Origin of the sequence: Streptomyces rubrogriseus (genome assembly GCF_027947575.1) — a bacterium.
GTDB classification, from domain to species: domain Bacteria; phylum Actinomycetota; class Actinomycetes; order Streptomycetales; family Streptomycetaceae; genus Streptomyces; species Streptomyces rubrogriseus.
In genome coordinates, this window is the sequence record NZ_CP116256.1 from 6222213 (window position 1) to 6241434 (window position 19222).

Genomic DNA, 19222 nt, shown 5'->3' on the forward strand with positions numbered 1-19222 from the left:
ACTTTCCTGGGACTTCCCGCCGCATCAGCCAGCACGAGCGTGAAAGAACCGAAACAACATTCATGCAGGTCAACGACCTACGGCAGCCAGACGCCACAGGCTGTAAGACCTGGGCCCACTCTGACGACAAGGGCGAAGAAGGTACCAGGACGTCGTCCCGCTATCCGAGAGCATCGCAGTGGACATCGGTATCGGTAGCCGCCAGCACCGCGACCCGAGTCCGGGTGGGATCGAGCACGGCGAAAGCCAGGTCCGAGGTGTCGTGGTGGAACCAGTCCGTGAACGCCATGAACCGCAACCACCGGTGATCCGCCGCGCGCCGCACCGCCTCCAAGAGGGGTACACCGGTGGGCAACCCCATGAGCGCGTAGAGACTCTCCCAGGCATACAGCCGCGCGTACGCTCCGCCCTGCCCCTGGCCGTTCACTCCGCCGACGTACGAAGCCGAGAACAGTTCGTTGAGCACATCGTCGGGTGTCGTCACGCAGGCGAGCGCGCTCCCCCGGCGGCTGCCCTCACCCGCCAGACAGCGCAAGGGCAGTTCCTTGATGAAGGAGATGCCGAAGTCGTCGGGGCTGAGCGGGCTCGGCAGCGTGAAGAACCGTGCCTCGGGCTCACGGGCCCAGCCGCCGGCCGCGAACGGTCGGGCGGCCGCGTTCACCCGACCGCCGTCCCGGGCGTCCTCGGCCCCGCGGCCGACGGCGGCGCCGCCGTCGGTCGAGGGAGCCTCCGGGAAACGCGACCGTAGCTGCTTCGCGGTCTTGATCGACCCCAGCCCCCGGACACGAACGGCGAAACGGTGCTCGATGTCCAGTCGCGCCCCCGGCAGCCGAGCCAGCGGATGCCCCAGCTCACGCAGCTTCTCGGCGTACGCCTCCAGGGAGCGGCGACCGGCCCCCGAGCCGATCAGCGCCAGCTCTCCGAGGAGACAGGCCCGTAGCTCGACTGCCGGATCCTGAATCGCTTCCGGCACCTCACAGAACAGAGGCTCGATGTCGCGCAGATGCTGAGCCTTGGCCAGCCTCGCCGCCACGGAACGCAGCAGTCGATCGCCTTCGCCGGGAGGCACGGTCCCTTCGGACAGCAGCCGATTCACGAGGTCCACAGCGAACGTCACACTGTCCCGGGAACGCGTGTCGGCCAGAGTCTCGGCGATCCGCCCGACAGCTCGCGCCGCCGAGGCTTCAAGGGGGCCATCGCCGGTCGTCGTCCGGCACAGCTTCTCCGCCGCTTCGTACATTCCCCTCGGTTCGAGCTCAACCAGATGCTGCGACTCCGGCCCGGGCCGCTCCCCTTGCTGTCCGTCGGAAGCGCCGACGCCGGGTGTCTCTTCGTTGTGGCTCACGCCCCGAGTCTAAGAGCTGGAGTTCGAGTAACTTTGCTGAGGCATACGTGTCTTGACTAGAGCCGTGCGACGGGGGAAGAACGTGGGAAACCGGCCAACGGACTGGCATGTGCTTGATCTGGACAAGGACCCGACCCCCGGCGATCCGCAACGAGTGCGCAGGCTGGCGAAAGTCCTGCACGACTTCGCCGACGACGTGTCCGACGCCCTGCGCCTGGTCAAGAACATGGCGGGCGAGAGCACACTCGCGGAGTGGACGGGCAAGTCGGCCACGGTCTTCAAGGAGGAGTTCTCGGGCGTCCCGAAGAACTTGAAAAAGCTGGAGAAGTCCTACGGGATGTGCGGCGACGCCCTCTCGGACTTCTGGCCGAAGCTGGAGCGCGCCCAGGCTCTGGCGGACAAGGCGCTGGTGAAGGCGCGCGAAGCCCGTGCCGACCTCTCCTCGGCACAGTCGAAGCTCTCCTCGGCCGACTCCTGGGTGACCCGGGCGTCCAAGGAGGCCGACAAGTACAAGGACGACCCGACCGGCAGCAAGTCGGACGCCGACAAGCCGGACGAGGCGAAGGTGCGGGCGGCCACCCGGGACGTCCAGCATGCCAAGACGGCGCAGACGAACGCGCAGTCGGCCGTCGATACCGCCCAGAGTGCCCTGGACGCGGCGAAGAAGATGGCCGAAGACGCCCGCCAAATGCGCGAGGACGCCGCTCGCGAGGCCAAGACCAAGATCGACGAGGCGTCCGACGCCGGCATCCAGAACCGATCGTGGTGGGAGGACATCGGCGACTGGGTCTCGGACAACTGGGACACCATCGTCGCGGTCTGCAAGATCGTCGTGACCGTGGTCGGCGTTATCGCGATGATCATCGGCGGACCGATCCTGGCCGCGATCGTCGTCGTGGCCGCCCTCGTCGTCCTCGCCGACACACTCAACAAATACCGCAAAGGCCAAGCGTCACTGTGGGACGTGGGATTCGCGGCCCTGGACTGCATACCGGGCGTCAAGGGCATCACCACACTCGGCAAGCTCGCGGCAGGAGCGAAAGCCCTGGGCAAGGGTGGCCTCAAGGCGATGGCCAAGGGCCTCGGACGAGGCCTGCGCAAGGGAGCCGACGACGCGGTCGGCAAGAGCAAGCCGGCCAAGGGGCGCTGCAAGAACGGCGACCCCGTCGACATGGTCTCCGGCGAGATGCTCGTGGAGGAGACCGACGCCGAGCTTCCCGGGCTCCTCCCGCTCGTGCTGCGGCGTACGCATCTGTCGACATACAACTGGGGTTCGTGGTTCGGCCCATCGTGGGCCTCGACGTTCGACGAACGTCTCGAACTGGACGGCGAAGGCGTCGTCTTCGCCGCTGAAGACGGCATGATCCTCGTGTATCCCGTGCCCGCCCCCGGTACGTCGGTCATGCCGACGGAGGGCCCGCGCTGGCCGCTGGACTGGAACGGCTCCCCCGAGAGCCCCCTCCGCATCACCGACCCAGCCTCCGGACGCACCCGCCACTTCGCCCCGCTCGCCGGACCCGTCGCCGCGTACGAGGCGTTCACCCTTCCCCTGGCCGCCGTGACCGACCGCGGTGGACGGCGCATCGACATCGACCGGGACGACACCGGCACCCCCGTCGCCGTCCGCGACTCCGGCGGCCGCCATGTGCACATCGACACCGAGGGCAACCGCGTAGTCGGCCTGCGGCTGCGCGACGAGGAGACGGGGCCGGACGGCACGACGCTGCGGCGCTACGGCTACAGCCCCGAGGGTCACCTGACGGAGATCTACAACTCCAGCGGTCTTCCCCTCAGGTACGACTATGACCTCCAGGGACGCATCACATCTTGGACCGACCGCAACGGCACCTGGTACCGCTTCACCTACGACGACCAGGACCGTTGCATACGCGGTGAAGGCGCCGACGGGTTCCTGTCCTGCTCCGTCGCCTACGACCCGGAAGGCCGGGAGACCCGCTACGCCGACTCGCTCGGCCACACCACGACCTACCGGTACAACGAGCGCCGGCAGGTCGTCGCCCAGACCGACCCGCTCGGCAACACCACCCACGCCGAGTGGGACGCGTACAACCGGCTGCTCTCACGCACGAATCCGCTGGGCCACACGTCCCGTTACAGCTACGACGAGCGTGGCAACCTCATCTCCGTGGTCCGTCCCGACGGCACGGTCACCACCTGTGAGTACGACTCCTCCGACCGTCCTCTGTGGATCACGTTGCCGAACGGCGGCAGGAGAGGCTACGCGTATGACGAGCACGGCCACCCGGCGGCGACCGTAGACGCCGATGGTGCCGTCACCACCTACGCCCATGAACCCTCCGGTGGACTGCTCGGCGTCACCAACGCCCTGGGAGCGACCCACCGCGTCCACCCGGGACCGCTGGGGCTGCCCGACTCCGTCACCGCGCCACTGGGCGGTACGTCGCACGTCACCCGCGACGCCTTCGGCCGCATCGTGGGTACCGTCGACGCCGCAGGCGCGGCGACACGCACCACTTGGACGGTGGAGGGCTACCCCGCCGAGCGCGTCATGGCCGACGGCAGCGGCGAAAGCTGGTCCTACGACGGCGAGGGCAACATCCTCCGCTACACCGGCCTCGACGGCCGGAGCACGACCCACACCTTCACCCACTTCGACCGGATCCGCTCCAGGACGGAGGCGGACGGTTCGACGACGTGGTTCGCGTACGACACCGAACTGCGGCTCACCTCCGTGACGAGCGCGTCGGGTGCGGTGTGGTCGTACACATACGACCCGGCGGGCCGCCTCGTCCGAGAAGTGGATTTCAACGGCCGCGCCGTCGCCTACACCTACGACGCCGCGGGCCGTCTGATCCGGCGCACCAACGGCGCCGGCGAGATCACCTCCTATGTGCGGGACGCGTGCGGCCGGGTCGTGGAGCGACGATCCGGCGAGGCGATCGCAACCTTCGCCTACGACTCCTCGGGACAGCTCGTCACGGCGGTCACCCCTGAGACGACACTCACTTTCGAACGCGACATCGTGGGCCGCATCGTCTCCGAAGAGTGCAACGGCCGCGCGGTCCACACGTCGTACGACGCACTCGGCCGGCGGACGGAACGCCGGACTCCGTCGGGCGCCGTCAGTCATTGGGAATGGGACGCGAACAACCGGCCGACCCGGGTCCGGCTCGCCGACAGCTCTCTGTCCTTCGCCTACGGGACCTCGGGCCACGAGACCGAGCGGCGGCTCGGGGAGACGGCGGTACTGACGCAGGAGTGGGACGCCGGCCACCGGCTGACCGAGCAGAGGGTCCTCGGTGGACCGTCATCCGACACGGCTTCGCCGGACGAGGTCCTGCTGCACCGCTCGTACACGTACGGACCGGACGGCGGCCTGACCGCCGTCGAGGACCAGACCCACGGCACCCGCCGGTTCAGCCGTGATCGTCTCGGCCGGGTGGAGGCGGTCTCCGCCACCGGGTGGTCCGAGCGCTACGCCTACGACGCGGCGGGCAACGTCAGCCGGGCGGACGCACCGGAGGGCCCGCAGGGGGAACGGGTCCACGACGGCACACTCATCCGCAGGGCCGGACACATCACCTACGTCCACGACGCACAGGGGCGCCTCGTGCGGCAGGCGCGCAAGCTGCTGTCCGGGGGGACGCGGGAGTGGACCTACGTGTGGGACGCCGAGGACCGGCTCACTCAGGTCACGACCCCGGATGGTCGTCGCTGGGCGTACGTCTACGACGGCCTGGGCCGCCGCGTCGCCAAGCGCCTGCTGTCCGACGGGGGTCTGCCGGTCGAGGAGACGGTCTTCACCTGGGACGGCTCCCACCTGGTGGAACAGCGCAGTTCCGCCGGCGGTCCCACCCGAAGCTGGGAATGGGCTCCCGGCACCGACCGTGCGCTGCTGCAGATCGACCAGGACGAGGTCGACCGCCGCTTCTACGCCATCGTCACCGACCTGGTCGGCACCCCCACCGAGCTGGTCGACGAGGAGGGCCGGGTCGCCTGGCGGGCGCGCACGACGCTGTGGGGCACGCCTGTGGGTGGTCCCGCCGGTCCGGTCGACTGCCCGCTGCGCTTCCCGGGCCAGTACCACGACCCGGAAACCGGCCTCCATTACAACTTCCGGCGCTACTACGACCCCGAGAACGCCCGCTACATCAGCCCGGACCCCCTGGGTCTCGCTCCCGCGCCGAACCACCACGCCTACGTCCTCGACCCCCTTCGCTGGACCGACCCGTGGGGGCTGGTGAGCTGCGAGAGCAGCAGGCACGGCATCACGGAGGAGCGCGAGGCCCACATCGAGGGCCAGCACGGCCCCGGCGCCCAGGACCGCGTGCGGGACAATGCCGACCCCACCGGGCCGGAGCCCTCACTGCCAGGTGAGTTCTACGAGGACTTCTTCTGGGAGGGCGACGACTTCGTCCTCGGCCGGCGGCTCCGCGAGGGCATCGACGGCACTCCCGCCATCCCCAACCCGCGCGCCAGGGCAGGACAAGACAGCCACCTGCACCGCTTCGAACACGGAGAGCCCGTGGGCATCAACGGCAGCGGGCGGGAGACCAGGGACGTGGAAGTCGTCATCCGCGACGGCCATATCCATACGGCGTATCCGGTCTGAGAGGGTCGGTCGGTGACGGGCATCGCCGACCGCAGGCAGGAACACCGCTGGCGCGACCCACCGATGGTTCAACCCGATCGAGGTTGCACCATGCGTGCGGCCAGTGCATGGATGCTTTTTATAAGCGTCGACGAGGGCTGGTCAAGATCAAGTGCATGTTGATGCAGCGCGATCCCAGAGTGCCTCACCAAATGGCCCGCATGCGGTGCGTTGCCCTTGGCGTACACCAGGTGGCCATTGTTGAGGCCCAGGGAAGTGGAATACGCCAATATTTGGTACAGGTCGGCATCGGGATAGCCGTGTGGCTTGCCCAGCTTGTATTTGGCGTCGGCCACGACCTGTGAGGCTCCCGAATCGTCGTACCAGATGAGGTCCGGTCGCATTCGGATGAGCTCGGCTTCATCCAGGTACACATCACTGGCCTGCAGCGCAGCGTGCCCACCGTACACACTCAGGGCCTCCCGGAGCCCGACGCAGACGAAGTCCTCGAAGACCGTGTTCATATCGAAGAGGAAGCCGTTCATCCGCACCCCGCCCGGCAGATGTTCGACAGATGCATTGTCCAGTACAAGTTCCGCCAGGCGGAGAGCGCGGTGATACCGGGCGTTCAAACGACTCGGCTGCCAGCCGGGGAGCGACTGCCCCTTCGCCAGTGGAGTGACCTCCGCGAGCCTGGCGCGCTGGTGCATAAGGCGTGTCCGTACGGCACCGGGCACACCGTCCACGCGTAGGAGGCGTTCCACCGCGGCGCGCAGAATGCGGTTCTCGGCGATGTCCGTGCTGAACTCGTCGTACGCGATCTCGGCGGGGAACGGCGCACCGAACCGGCGCCGGATCTGGTCGGCCTCGCGAATCCGACCACGTACGACGAACTCCGTGGCTTCGGTGTACCGGTAGCCCTGCAGAAGCCCTTGCCGCAGCGCCCGGTCCGTCTGTCGTTCGACGGTGTGGGCGATGGCGGGCAGCAGTTCGTCGTGTCCGCCGACGTCCACGTCTCCGTCTCGCCAGCCGCCGGGGTCGCGGCTGTAACCGACGAGGAAGAACAGACGCCGAACGGGCAGTTTCGGCGTGATCCGCAATCTCACGGTCTCGCCTCCTGGGACGTCGAGTGTCACTGCCCCGACCTTGCTTCCCGCCTTCAGCCGCCACAGCTCCGGCTCGTGGGGGTCGGGCGTGGCATCCACGGCCTTCAACTCTGCCAGGGCCCGCCCCGCCGCGTGCGGAAGGGGGACGATGCGTGCCGGTCCATGCTCGACGAGGTGAACGTCGGTCACCGGGCGTCAGGGCTTCCCTCGTTGTCGCCCGCCGCCGGCGCTCTGCGCGCGGCAACGGTCGCCCGCAGCGCCGCCAGCCCGTAGCGCTTCTCGATGTCAACGCCGTCCCCGTAGTGGTGCTCTTCCAACAATGGGAGGATCTTTGTCCGCCAGGTGCGTTCGAGTCCGCCCTCACGGTAGACGCCTGGTTTCATCAAATATGACGGCCCGATCCGGAAGTCGGCGTCATCGATCCGGGCGTTGAGAGCGTCAAGCAGATCGGCAGGCCCGGTGTCTTTCTCCTCGCTTTCCAGCCAGCGCCACAGCAGTCTTCTGGTCGGCTCGGCCCTCGGTGAGAGCTCGACGAAAGCGAACCGCCGCCGCATCGCGGCGTCCACGAGTGCGATGGACCGGTCTGCGGTGTTCATCGTGCCGATCACGAACAGGTTCCGAGGCAGTGCGAACTCCTCACCCGAGTAGGTAAGTCGGACCGACTTTTTTCGGTACTCCAGCAGGAAATACAGCTCACCGAAGACCTTGGCGAGGTTGGCGCGGTTGATTTCGTCGATGATCAGAAAGTGCGGAATATGCCGGTTCCCCTCCATTCGGGCTTGATCGGCCAGTTCTCGTAGCGGGCCCGGCGTCAACCGGAAGGCGACCTCATGAGTGTCCGGGTCCTCCCGGGGCCGGAACCCCTCGAAGAAGTCCTCGTACGCATAACTGGGATGGAACTGAATCAGCTTGACGTGCTCGGGACCACCGCCGAGGAATTCTGCGAGCTCCTGCGCCAGATAGGTCTTGCCCGTGCCAGGAGGACCGTAGAAGATCAGCTGACGTTCCTCCCAGAGCAGGTCGCGGACCTCGTTCAGCCACGCGAGGTCGTGGACGTTCAGCCTCTTGCGCAACGCCTCGTCGGGCTGAGGGAAGGCCAGGTCGCGGCGGGCGACGATGGCCTGAACCGCGACGCCGGACGTGTCCGTTGACTCCTCAACCGCCTTCTTGAGTTCGTCGTCGGAGGACCAGAGGCCGTCGAGGATGCCCTTGACCGCCGTGAGATCGACCAGGTCGTGTCCGGTGTTCAGCTTCTGCTGAACCTCCTCCGGGAGCTTGTCGTACGGGTAGCCCTCGCTCGCCCACTCCACCGGCCGGCGCAGAACACTCCGGCCGTCTCCCGAGGTGACCTGCTCGGCCTCGCCCGTGACCTCTCCCACGAAAAGCTCACCGTCAGGGAACACGCACACGGTGTCCCCCGGACGCATTCGGGAGAGGAACGCGTGAAACTCTTCCACGAAGCGCGGCTTCTGGCTGTACGCAGCCGCCGATTCGTAGTCCTCGTCCACGATGACGCGCAACTGTTCCTTGCTGATGCCCGGGGTCACTCCAGGCCTCAGCCGGTCCGCGGCGAGCGTCACACAATTATTGGAGAGCCAGATCTGATCGACCGGACCGGCCCTTGTGATGATCGGGTCGCGGACGAGCCACGCACGGCTGGGGCCGGCCGAAGCCTGCTCCAGGAAGTCCGCGAGAGGTCTGCCGTCGGCCGTCTTCCACTCCAGCCAGCCGTTGGCACTGCGACCGAGAAGGATCTCCGCAGCGGCCGACGGGGAGTTGCACTCGACGTCACTGACGACCTCCAGCCACCCGGACCAGGTGGTCGTCTCCTTGATCGTTCCCCGTTCTCTCAGCTCTTCGCGCAGCCGATGGGAGGACGGCATCCGAAGGGGGAAGGAGGGGACGACCTCGGGGCGGGCCGGCGAACCTGCCAGGACCACCATCTTCTGGCTGCCATTGGTTCCCTTTTCCGTGAGCAATCGCCCCCGCGCCAGCGGCCCGTTGCGCGGCAGGCGCAGCAAGAACTCCGGGTACTCGTCGGTCATCGTCTCCCCCACTCAGTCAGGCCGATGGCAGAAATCTACGCGTGCCGCGATCCTGGCCACCCTCGTGAGGCGATCCGGCCAGGGAACGGTGCCCGGATTGCCCTTCATGGCGTGCAGCGCTCATGATCTGTTCGGACCAGGGTGGGCCATGAGGGGGGAACAGTGCGCAGCGGAACGACAGCGGCGACGGGGAAGCGACAGGCGGAGTCTCTGCCGACCGCGCTGGGGATGTCAGTATCAGAACTCGTGCAGGCGGTGGGCGGCTTCGAGGGTGACCCGGCTGAGATGGTTCGGGCATCGGTGCGGACGGCCGAGCGGGCCTTCGCCGAACTCGACGCGTGCGACGCCGTGATCGACAAGGCCTCGGTAGCCGGAGGGAAGATCGCGGACAGGCTGCGTGTACATCTCTCCGCAGAGTCCGTGGCGGACGTCCAAACGGAGCTCGAGGAGCTGGAGAGGGTAGCGGCCCGGGTCCGGGGCACCGATGAAACCCGTCGGCTCCTGAACCGTGTGCTGGGAAAGGAGGAGCGGGACGCGTTCACGCCCGCGGTTGTCGTCCGCCTCACCGCAGACGACCTCCCCAGGCTCCCGTCCGCCTATGCCGAAGCCGACGACTACACGGACCTCCTCGCGGTGGCCGGCCGCGAGGAGCAATTGAGGCCCCAGTTGGAACTCGCACACGCGAAGCGAATCGTTCGCGTGGCCACGCACCTGGTGACCGTGGTGGAGCAGGTCGCCGCGGCAGGTTTCGCCGACAGTCGGTTCGCCGCGGAGTCGCTTCTCGAGGCACAGCGCTCGCACGCGTTGTGGCAGACGTTCCTGGCGGAGAGCCGACGGGACCTGAGCTAGAAGTGGGACTCACACAGCTCCGGTGATCTTGAAGGCAGCCCGGAACAACGGGTGGGATCTATATTCGGATGGACGATGTGGAGCATCTCGACTTCATCGGAGTACCTCCCGTGAGTGCGGGCGGAGACGCGAGCAGTGACCGTGACTCGACCGCGGTTGGACCCCGACGGGAAGAGGTGCCAACCGCCGCACGGCGCCGACCGTTGTTGCCTGCACGGAGTGGTCTAACGTGCCGGTGAGCACCTGCCCCGGCAGCCAGTCCCGATTGTGAGGATCCACGTGCACATCGCGCCCCTCAGCCCCGACGACCCTGCCGAGCTGGGCGGATACGAGCTGCTCGGGCGGATCGGGCAGGGCGGCATGGGCCAGGTGTATCTGGGGGAGTCGCCGGGCGGGGAACCGGCAGCCGTGAAGGTGATCAAGCCGTCCGTCGTGGACTCCGAGACGCGGCTGAGGTTTGCGCAGGAGGTGGAGATCCTCAAGACGGTGTGGGGCGCCCGGATCGCCGCCCTCCTGGACGCCGACCCGGAGGCGGACCCGCCGTGGCTGGCGACCGAGTACGTCGAGGGGCTGGACCTCAGCAGGCACGTGGCCAGTCACGGACCGCTGGACGCCCTGCTCACCGCCTCGCTGGGCGCGACGCTCGCGGAAGCGCTGGCGACGGTGCACAAGCAGGGGCTGCTGCACCGCGATCTCAAGCCCGCCAACGTGCTTCTCGGCCCCAACGGACCCAAGGTGATCGACTTCGGCCTCGCGGTGTTCGCGGAGTCCAGCGTGTCCCTGACCGCGGCCAACACGGTCGTCGGCACGCCCTCCTGCATGCCGCCCGAGCAGGCGAACGGTGAGAAGCCGCTGACTCCCGCGGTCGACGTGTACGCGCTTGCTGCCGTGCTCCTGTTCGCTTGCTCGGGCCATGCTCCCTACCGCGCCGACAACATCCACCTCCTGTTCCACCAGGTCGTCGATCCCGCGACCGCGCCGGATCTCTCGGGCGCACCCGAGGAACTCGCGCCGCTGCTGACGGCGATGCTGGCCCACCGCCCCGAGGACCGGCCCGCGCTCGACGACGTCGTGCGGCGGTGCCGGGCGCTCATCGAGGCACAGGGGCTGAAGGTCGCCCAGGCGCGGCGCAGGCTCACGAACTACACGGCCGCTCCGGCCCACGTCCTCGACGACCTGCTCGCCGTGAGCCGCCCGGCTGCGGAGGGGTCGGCGGCCCGGACGCGAGCCACGGCGGACGGCCCGGTAGCCGCTCCACCTCCACGGCAGGAACCGGGCAGCTCAACGCCTCGGCCGACCCGGCAGGAGCCGAGCGGGTTCCGAACCGGCCGCCGGGCTCCCGAGGTGGCCTCGCCCACGCCGCCGAAGCCGCCGGCCGTGACGCCGCCGCCCACGGATCCGCGACTGCTCTTCGCCCGGGTCGACACCCCCGCACCCCCACCGGCCGACGACGTACCCGCCTCCCCGCTGGCAGGGCGGCCGCCGGCGGACAGAACGGCGGAGCGGGACAGCGCGCGGCCCTCGCTCCCCTCTGCGGGCCGGGGCACCCTGGGCGGCAGCGAGGGCAGCGTGCGACGGCGCTCCGTGCGGCATTCCGCCCAGGCCCGGATCACCGCGCAGCGGTTGCGTGAGGCATACGCGGCCAGTACCCCCTTCTGACCCGTACGCCCCTGCGACCCGCGATAATGGGCGGGCCCTGAAGGGGGGCCTGACCATGTACGACCGAACCGCCTCAGGAGGCCACGGGTGACCGCCGTCCAGACAAGTGCGGAGCAGAGCGGCGTCACGGCAAGCCAGGATCAGTACCCGGCCGGTGCCCAGGTGGTCGTGCGGGACGAGGAGTGGCTGGTCAGAAGCTCGATGCCGACGGAGGACGACGGGACCCGCATCGAGGTCGTCGGGGCCGTTCCTCGACGAATCGTGGGTCGCCTCGTCGGCGCCGCCGTCCTGAGAGTGAGGCCTCCTCAGGCCCCCGGCCGTCCGGCAAGCAGGATGACCAACGCGTCGCCGACGATTTCGGTACTGCCGCCGTACTCCTTGCGGATGGCGTGGACCGCCTCGGCGGCGGCCGCGGCGGCCTCGGGGGCGATGTCGACCAGCGTGCCGGCCATCTGCTGCAGAGCGTAGTGACGGTACTCGGCCTTCAGGGCCGAGGCTTCCTGGGCCACCCGGGCCGCCCAGTCCGGATCGAGCTCCGCGCCGACCGGAACGAGGTCCTCCAGCACCGACATCCGGTCGTCCTCGGGCAGGTCGCAGGCCATCCGTACGCACTCCTCCAGCAGCTCCAGCGCCTGCGCAGGCCGCGCGCACCAGCCCGGAGGACAGCAGAACCAGGCCCGACACGTACTCGGCCCTCGGAAACTCCAGGAGCCCGTGCCGTCTGCGCTCCGGGTCCGCCGAGCCCCCGGCCGCGGCGATCCACAGCGTGGCCGCGAGGCCGTGTTCCTCATCCTGGACTTCGGCCGCCAGCCGTTCGGCTTCCTGGTACAGCCGCTCCGCCCGCCCTGGGTGCTCGGGGGCCAGGCTCTGGGCGATGTCCGCGAGGGTCAGGGTCCGGCAGTCCTCGGGGATGCGCCGTGCGACGGCCAGGGCCGTTCCGGGTCCGTGTCGCGCAGCTCGGCGGCCACGGCGTGCAGGGCGTCCGCCCGCTCCTCCTCGTCGGCCATGGTGCGGGCGAGCCGTTCGGCGGCGTTCAGATCAGTCTTCAGTACGCACCGGAAGACCTGCGACAGGGCCGACGTCCGCTCGTCCTCGTCGGAGAGGCTCCGGGCGACACGCTCGGCCGTCTGCGGATCCAGCGGTGCCAGCGTGCTCACCAGGTCCCGCAGCGCCCACTTCCGCTGAACCGGGACTGCAGGCGCTACGCAGGCGGGGCCGGAGGAACCTGTCGTTCCTCCGGCCCCGCCGTGCTGCCTGGGCCCCGCCGGCCTCCGCGCGGGACCGGTTGTCCCGGGGGCTCAGGCGGTCGGTGGGTCCGCCGGTCAGTAGGCGGAGTCGACGTTGTCCATGGAGCCGTACTTGTCGGCCGCGTAGTTGCAGGCGGCGACGATGTTGGCGACCGGGTCCGTGATGGAGTCCTTCGTGCCCTTGACGTGGTAGGCGTCGAAGGTGGGCTGGATCGTCTGGAGCAGGCCCTTGGAGGGGATGCCGTTCTGGGCGTTGACGTCCCAGTTGTTCTGCGCGTACGGGTTGCCGGACGACTCGCGCATGATGTTGCGGTGCAGGCCCTCGTAGGTGCCCGGGATGTTCTTGGCGTCCATGACGTCCAGGGCGGTGCGGATCCAGCCTTCGAGGTCGTTGCCGTGCTTCTTCTTACCGGCCTTGACGATGGCCTCGATCTTGTCGGTCTGGGCCTGGGTCTGCGCGGTGGAGGCCTTGGCCGGCTCGGCGGCGTGTGCCGGGCTCGGGGCGAGGGTGAGGGTGACGGCGGCGGCGCCCGCAGCGGCGAGGGAGGCCACGGCGGACTTGCGGATGGCGGGGCGGCGCAGGATGGCGTGCACGGGTGTACCTCTCCATTCGGGAACGTGATGGGGAGGCCGACGGGGGGTCGGCGACGCGGTGTCCGCGTTGGACGCGGCTTCGCGTCATCAGGGCCGGTGTCTGGATCACGGACGGGCTCTTCCCGTCCGGTCCCGGCGCTCGGCTCCCCGGTACGCCGAACACCTTGCGGAACGCCCCGGCGTCGCGACAAGTGTGTGACCTACTACGCCGCTTCGCAGACGGGCCGCGTGGCTCGCGGGCACGGCCGCCGACCACGGGGGCGGGGAGCCGTCGGGCGTCTACTAACCCCGCCCCTGTGTGACGTGCGCCCTGTGCGCGCCCTCACAGAGCCGGTCACCCGGCGGTCACCGGTCGACACTCTGCGGAGACGGACATCTCACTCGATGAGAGAGCGCAGTCACCCACCGGGGTCACCTGGAAGCCGATGAGCGGCCCGCTCACTCCGGGCACAGCGTTCGGGACGCCGGCCCCGGGGGGACGTCCTCGTGCCAGCGGTCGGTGGTGAAGGCGCCGTCCGCCCATGCGCACAGGGAACGGACCGGGTCCGCTGTCGCCTCGACGTTCCACAGCCGCGCCGTGCCGTCCTGGGCCCAGCTGACCAGCGTGTCACCGCCGGGGGTGAAGGCCGTGCCGGTGACACCCGCGCCGTGGCCCTCCAGCGGAGCGCCGATCGGGCGCTCCATGGCGACGTCCCAGAGCCGGACCGTGCCGTCGTTGCCACCGGTGGCCAGGGTTCTCCCGTCGGGACTGAACACGACGGACGTGACGCCGCCGTGGTGGCCCCTCAGTGGGGCGCCGATCCGTTCGCGGGTGGCCGCGTCCCAGAGGCGGACGGTGTCGTCGCGGCCCGCGGTGGCGAGCGTCGTGCCGTCCGGGCTCCAGGCCACCGCCGTTATCTGGGCGGTGTGATCGCCCGGTGTCTCACCGGTGCGGCGGCGCGTGGCCATGTCCCAGAACACCACGGTGTCGTCCTGCGTGGTGGTGGCCAGCGAGCGGCCGTCCGGGCTCAACGCGACGCCGACGGACCAGGGACCGAGTGCCGTGCCGGTGGGGGGCCGTGCCGTCAGGTCCCACACGTGGACGGAGTCCGGACCGCCGCTGACGAGGGTCCTGCCGTCGGAACCGAAGGACAGCGCGCCAACGTCGCCCGTGCCGAGCAGCGGCTCGCCGACTGGCCGGCGCGTCGCCACCTCCCGGAGCCGCAGGCCGTCGGACCCGATCGCGAGCACGGCACCGTCGGCGCGGAACGCGAGACTGGGGCTGAAGCTGTCGACACCGCGCACCAGCGGCTCGCCGACCCGGCGCCGTGCGACGACGTTCCAGAGGCGCACGGCCTGCTCGGAGTCGACGACCGCGAGGGACCGCCCGTCCGGGCTGAGCGCCGCCGCCCCCGTCCCTCCCGTGTCGATCGGTGCTCCGGCCTGGCGCAGCGTGCGGACGTCCCAGAGGCGGACGGTGGTGTCCGCGCTCGCGCTGGCCAGGACCGATCCGTCCGGGCTGAAGGCGACGGACTCGACCGTACTGGTGTGGGCGAGGAGCGGGCCGCCCACCTGGGCGCGCCGGCGGAGGTCCCACAGCCGCACGCCGCCGTCCTCGTACGCGGCGGCGAGCATCGCGCCGTCGGGGCTGAAGGTGATCGACCTGGCTCCCGTGGAAGTGGAGGGGGCGGCGATCGGCTCACCGACCGGGGCCCTCGCCCCGATGTCCCACAACCGGAGGTTGCCGGCGAGGTCGGCGGTGGCGAAGGTCTTGCCGTCGGGGCTGAAGGAGAGTGCCGTGACGACACCGTCGCCGCCCTTCAGCGCTGCCCCGGCCGGTGCGCCGGATTCGGTGTCCCAGAGCCGTATGCCGCCCTGGGACGTACTGGAGCCCACCCGGCTGCCGTCCGCGTTCGTGCCGAGCACGGATCCAGGACCGTCGAGCAGGTGCCCGGTCTGTCGGTGGGTCGCCACGTCCCACACCCGTACGGTCCCCGAGTCGGCCTCGTCGACCGTGACGAGCGTCCTGCCGTCGCGACCGAAGGCGACTGAACGAACCGTCCCGGCGCCCGCGTTGAAGGGGGCGCCGATCTGCGTGCGGTCGGCGAGGTGCCAGAGTCTGACGGTGCCGTCGAAGCCCGAACTGGCCAGTGTCCTGCCGTCCGGCGCGAAGGCGATCGAGGTGACGCCCTGGTGGTGCCCGATGAGTGGACGCCCCGCCGTCCGCTGGGTCCCGGTCCGCCAGATTCTCACCACTCCGTCGCTGCCGCCGGAGGCTACGGTCCGGCCGTCGGGACTGAAGGCCACCGAGTCCACGGGCACCGAGTGGGAGAGCACTCCGGACGCCGGATCGACCGCTGCGTCGAGCACGGCGAAACGGGTCTCCGGAGAAGGGTCGATGCGCCAGGCGGCCAACGCCTTCAACCGGGCGGCGAACGGGTCGCGTTCGGCGAGCAGGGAGCTCTGGGTGATGAGTTGCTGGACGACGGCCTGGTCGCGCTGCCGGGTGGCCTCGGCACGGGAGAGGACCGCGACCACCGACAGGGTGCTCGCGACCAGCAGCAGACAGCCCAACGCGGCGGCGACGATCCTGGCCGTCCGCAGGTTGCGCCGGGTGTCGCGGAGCCCTTCCGAGCGGAGTTCGTCCTCGGGGAGGCCGCGCACGACGGACGCGACACCGAAGGCGACCCCGTCGACGTCGGGAGAGAACCCCGCGTCGTCGGGAGAGAACCCCGCGTCGCCGTCGGGGCGCGGGTCGACGGACTTCCAGACCGGTTGCCGCTCGAACTTGCCCGCCAGCCGGGCCGGCAGCGCCGTCGACCGTTCGGGATCCCAGTCGCCCCGCCGCTCGTCCCACACCAACTGCCCTGCTGTGACGACGAGCAGGATGGTGTGCACCGACTTGTGCTCCAGCCACCACGCGATCTCCCGGTCGACCCACACCGAGGACCTCGCCTCCGGTGAAGCCAGGACCACGAGCCAGTCGGACCGGGCGAGACCGGCCTCGATCTTGCCCCACAGCTCCGGCCCGATCGACACTCCCGTCTTGTCCAGGAAGACCCTGATGTGCGGCGGCTTGTACCAGGGGCGGGACTGCTTCTCGATCGCGTGCCGCAGCTGAGGCAGCCATCGCCGGTCGCGCTCGCCGCTGTAGGACAGGAAGGCGCCGTACCCCAGCTCGGCCCTGACCGTTCCGCGCCCGGCCACGGCGGACCGCAGCCGGGCGGACGCCGAGCCGAGCCCCCGCCCGCGCGGCGACCAGCGCGTCCGCATCAACCGGTCGGCAGGTAGTCGTGACCGTCCCACCGCAAGGTCACCTTGGCGGTGGCGCCTTCGGCACAGGAGGGATCGCACCCCTTGATGTACTGGACGATCGCATACTCGCCGTCCTTTCCGGGGCCGACCGGCCTCGCGTAGTAGAAGGCGAGTCTGCCGCCGCTGTAGTACTCCTCCGGGCTCCGCCAGCCGATGTCGGCGAATCCGTCCGCGGTGGGCACGAGCACCAGCACCCCGTCGTAACGCCCCGGGTTGTAGATCACGAAGAGGTTCTTTGTCGAGTCGGTCGCCGGAGCGGCGAATCGCAACGGGTCCTTCATGCTCCAGTTGGCGTCCACCTCGACGGGGGCCAGCGCGCGCCCGCTTCCGGTGACGGCCGCGACACAGCCGGCAGGTTCGTCGGACGCGGGCCGCCGGACCAGGAACACCCGGACCGGCCCCAGGTCCGGATGCCGGATGTCCCGGTGGTCGAGCATTTTCCCGGTGCATCCGGCGGTGGCCGGCGGGCTCGGCGGAAACGAGGCGTCCAAGGGGGCCGACGCGGTCGACTTGCCCTCGGCCGCTCCGCTCCGGGTCGTCCCGCCCCCATCGGTGCATCCGGCGACGAACACCGCCGCCAGCGCCGTCATCAGCAGGGCGGACCGCGCCGCGACCGAGCCGCGCCGGGGCAGCGGTCGACGTAACCACGGAGATGAACTGGGAGACATGTCGTTCCCTCTGCTTCGAGGCGAGACCGGGCCACGGCCGGCAGGATCACGATCCCTGTCCAGCGGCAACACACAGTAGTGGACTACGTCCTCATGCGTGAGCGTGCGGCTGAATCAGCCGCCCCCGGCCCGGAATCCGGCGGTTCCTGCGCTTCCCGCCTCCCGCCCGGCCGGAGCAGCACGAGCAGGGCGGTCAGCGCCGCCACCCCGGCCAGGAGCAGGAGGACGACCCGGTCGGACACCGCCGCGCCGATGTCGGACAGTCGTTCCTCCAGGGCGAACTCGGTGTCGGTGTCCAGCACCGAGGGCAGCGCGGAGGTGCCGTCGAAGACCAGGAACGCCGCGCCGAGCGCGATGAAGAACAGGCCGCCGATGAGGGTGGTGCTGTGCAGGGTCAGCGGGCCCGCCCGGAAGGTCCGGCCGCGCAGCCAGCGCCTGCGGCCCAGGTCGAACCGGTCCCAGAGCAGCGCCAGTACGAACATCGGGACCGCCATTCCCAGTGCGTAGACGGCCAGCAGCACCCCGCCGTGCAGCGGCTCGCCGTCCACGGCCGCCACGGTGAGGACGGAGCCGAGGATCGGCCCCGCGCAGAATCCCGCCAGTCCGTACACCGCGCCCAGGGCGAACACCGACAGGGCCGAGCCCGAACGGCGTCCGCCCGCGGCCCGCGCCATCCGGCGGGAGCCGAAGCCCAGCCCGGCGATCTGGGCCACGCCCAGGGCGATGACCGTCCATCCGCCCGCCGTCACCAGGGCGTCCCGGTGCCCGTAGAAGAGGCGGCTGGCGAAGGAACCGGCCACGCCGAGCGGTACCAGCGTCGTGCACAGTCCGACGTAGAACAGGCCGGTGCGTGCCATCAGCCGGGTGCGGCTGGTGAAGGAGTAGGCGAAGAAGGCGGGCAGCAGCAGTGCGCTGCACGGGCTGAGCAGGGCCAGCAGGCCGCCGAGGAAGGCCATCGCCAGGCCGGCCTCGCTCATCGTCCGTCCCCCTTCGGCGTCTTCGGCGTCTCCGCCGTCTTCGCCGCGGTCTCGACGGCTTCCTCGAAGGTGTCCGTGGGCTGGGCGCCCAGGATCGGCCTGCCGTTGACCAGGAACGCCGGGGTGCTGGTCACGCCGAGGGTGTAGCCCTCCTCCTGGTCCTCGCGGACGGCGCCGCGGGCCTCGTCGGAGGCCATGTCGGCCTGGAAGCGCTCGATGTCGGCGATTCCCGCCTCGCGGGCCATGGCGACGAGGTTCTCGGCGTCGAAGGCGCCGGTGTTGCGTTCGCGCGGCTTGCCGTAGGCGACGTCGTGGAACTCCCAGAACTTCTGCTGCCGCCCGGCCGCCCAGCCGGCCAGCGCCGCCTGTTCGGACTCCTCGCCGAAGATCGGGAAGTTGCGCCACTCGATGCGCAGGGTGCCCTTGTCCAGGTACGAGCGCAGCAGTTCGGGCTTGGTCTCGCGGGCGAACCGGCCGCAGAACGGGCACTGGAAGTCGGAGTACTCGATCAGCACCACCGGAGCGTCCGCGCGCCCGATCGCCAGCGGATCGGACGCGTCGCGGCGGGCGAGGGCGAGCAGGGCCTCGTCGGCGGGCGCGGGGGCGGCGGAGCCGGTGACGGCCGCGGGTTCGCCGGCCTTCTCCTCGCGGTTGTCCGCGTCGTCGAGCGTGAGGGCGAAGGCAGCGGTCACCGCGGCGGCGGCGAGCACCGCCACGGCAGCGACGGTCCGCCTGCGGCTGCGGCGGGACGGGGACGAGGACGGGGACGAGGACGGGGACGAGGACGGGGACGGGGACGGGGACGGGGTGGATCCAGTCATGGGGCACCTCAGACAGGTGGGGAGGGAAGGGAAGAGGAGGAGTG

Annotated in this window: 13 protein-coding genes; 3 read left to right on the forward strand and 10 right to left on the reverse strand. The window is 70.0% G+C overall.

What is annotated here, in order from left to right:
• Positions 1-160: 160 nt before the first annotated feature.
• On the reverse strand, positions 161-1345 hold the full coding sequence (locus tag Sru02f_RS28050) for a DUF6183 family protein (protein WP_109029777.1): 1185 nt from the start codon (positions 1343-1345) through the stop codon (positions 161-163).
• Between the two features lie 109 nt (positions 1346-1454).
• Between Sru02f_RS28050 and Sru02f_RS28055 the strand changes: the two genes are divergently transcribed.
• Positions 1455-5939 carry a DUF6531 domain-containing protein gene (locus Sru02f_RS28055; protein WP_244941744.1) on the forward strand — a complete coding sequence of 1495 codons (4485 nt, stop codon included), beginning with the start codon at positions 1455-1457 and terminating at the stop codon, positions 5937-5939.
• A 68-nt stretch (positions 5940-6007) separates the two neighbouring features.
• On the opposite strand, the gene Sru02f_RS28060 is transcribed toward Sru02f_RS28055, so the two are convergent.
• Together Sru02f_RS28060 and Sru02f_RS28065 are read right to left on the reverse strand one after the other, a co-directional pair.
• Entirely contained in the window at positions 6008-7213 is a 1206-nt protein-coding gene (locus Sru02f_RS28060; RefSeq protein ID WP_109029779.1) for an McrC family protein, read from the reverse strand.
• On the reverse strand, positions 7210-9069 hold the full coding sequence (locus Sru02f_RS28065; protein WP_109029780.1) for a DUF4357 domain-containing protein: 1860 nt from the start codon (positions 9067-9069) through the stop codon (positions 7210-7212). The genes Sru02f_RS28060 and Sru02f_RS28065 overlap by 4 nt, the downstream gene beginning before the upstream one ends.
• A gap of 162 nt (positions 9070-9231) precedes the next feature.
• Between Sru02f_RS28065 and Sru02f_RS28070 the strand changes: the two genes are divergently transcribed.
• Both Sru02f_RS28070 and Sru02f_RS28075 read left to right on the forward strand, forming a co-directional pair.
• Positions 9232-9918 carry a hypothetical protein gene (locus tag Sru02f_RS28070; protein ID WP_159107483.1) on the forward strand — a complete coding sequence of 229 codons (687 nt, stop codon included), beginning with the start codon at positions 9232-9234 and terminating at the stop codon, positions 9916-9918.
• A gap of 279 nt (positions 9919-10197) precedes the next feature.
• A complete protein-coding gene (locus Sru02f_RS28075) occupies positions 10198-11577 on the forward strand; it encodes a serine/threonine-protein kinase (RefSeq protein WP_109029782.1) in 1380 nt (459 codons plus the stop codon).
• Between the two features lie 305 nt (positions 11578-11882).
• Here Sru02f_RS28075 and Sru02f_RS28080 read toward each other — a convergent pair whose 3' ends face one another.
• The 7 genes from Sru02f_RS28080 to Sru02f_RS28110 form a co-directional block, all read right to left on the reverse strand.
• On the reverse strand, positions 11883-12179 hold the full coding sequence (locus tag Sru02f_RS28080; RefSeq protein WP_159107484.1) for a hypothetical protein: 297 nt from the start codon (positions 12177-12179) through the stop codon (positions 11883-11885).
• Positions 12180-12464: 285 nt separating this feature from the next.
• Complete coding sequence (locus Sru02f_RS28085) at positions 12465-12734, reverse strand: hypothetical protein (protein WP_109029784.1); 270 nt, start codon at positions 12732-12734, stop codon at positions 12465-12467.
• A gap of 165 nt (positions 12735-12899) precedes the next feature.
• Positions 12900-13418, reverse strand: coding sequence for a transglycosylase SLT domain-containing protein (locus Sru02f_RS28090; RefSeq protein WP_109029785.1), 519 nt, complete (start codon positions 13416-13418; stop codon positions 12900-12902).
• Positions 13419-13856: 438 nt separating this feature from the next.
• On the reverse strand, positions 13857-16703 hold the full coding sequence (locus Sru02f_RS28095) for a TIR domain-containing protein (RefSeq protein ID WP_167469327.1): 2847 nt from the start codon (positions 16701-16703) through the stop codon (positions 13857-13859).
• Positions 16670-17380: a hypothetical protein gene (locus Sru02f_RS28100; protein WP_109029787.1), complete on the reverse strand. Its 711-nt coding sequence runs from the start codon at positions 17378-17380 to the stop codon at positions 16670-16672. The genes Sru02f_RS28095 and Sru02f_RS28100 overlap by 34 nt, the downstream gene beginning before the upstream one ends.
• 83 nt (positions 17381-17463) lie before the next feature.
• A complete protein-coding gene (locus tag Sru02f_RS28105; RefSeq protein ID WP_109029788.1) occupies positions 17464-18357 on the reverse strand; it encodes a cytochrome c biogenesis CcdA family protein in 894 nt (297 codons plus the stop codon).
• Positions 18354-19178 (reverse strand): DsbA family protein, encoded by an 825-nt coding sequence (locus Sru02f_RS28110; RefSeq protein ID WP_109029789.1) that lies wholly within the window; start codon positions 19176-19178, stop codon positions 18354-18356. Before Sru02f_RS28110 ends, Sru02f_RS28105 begins: the two co-directional genes overlap by 4 nt.
• Between the last annotated feature and the right edge of the window lie 44 nt (positions 19179-19222).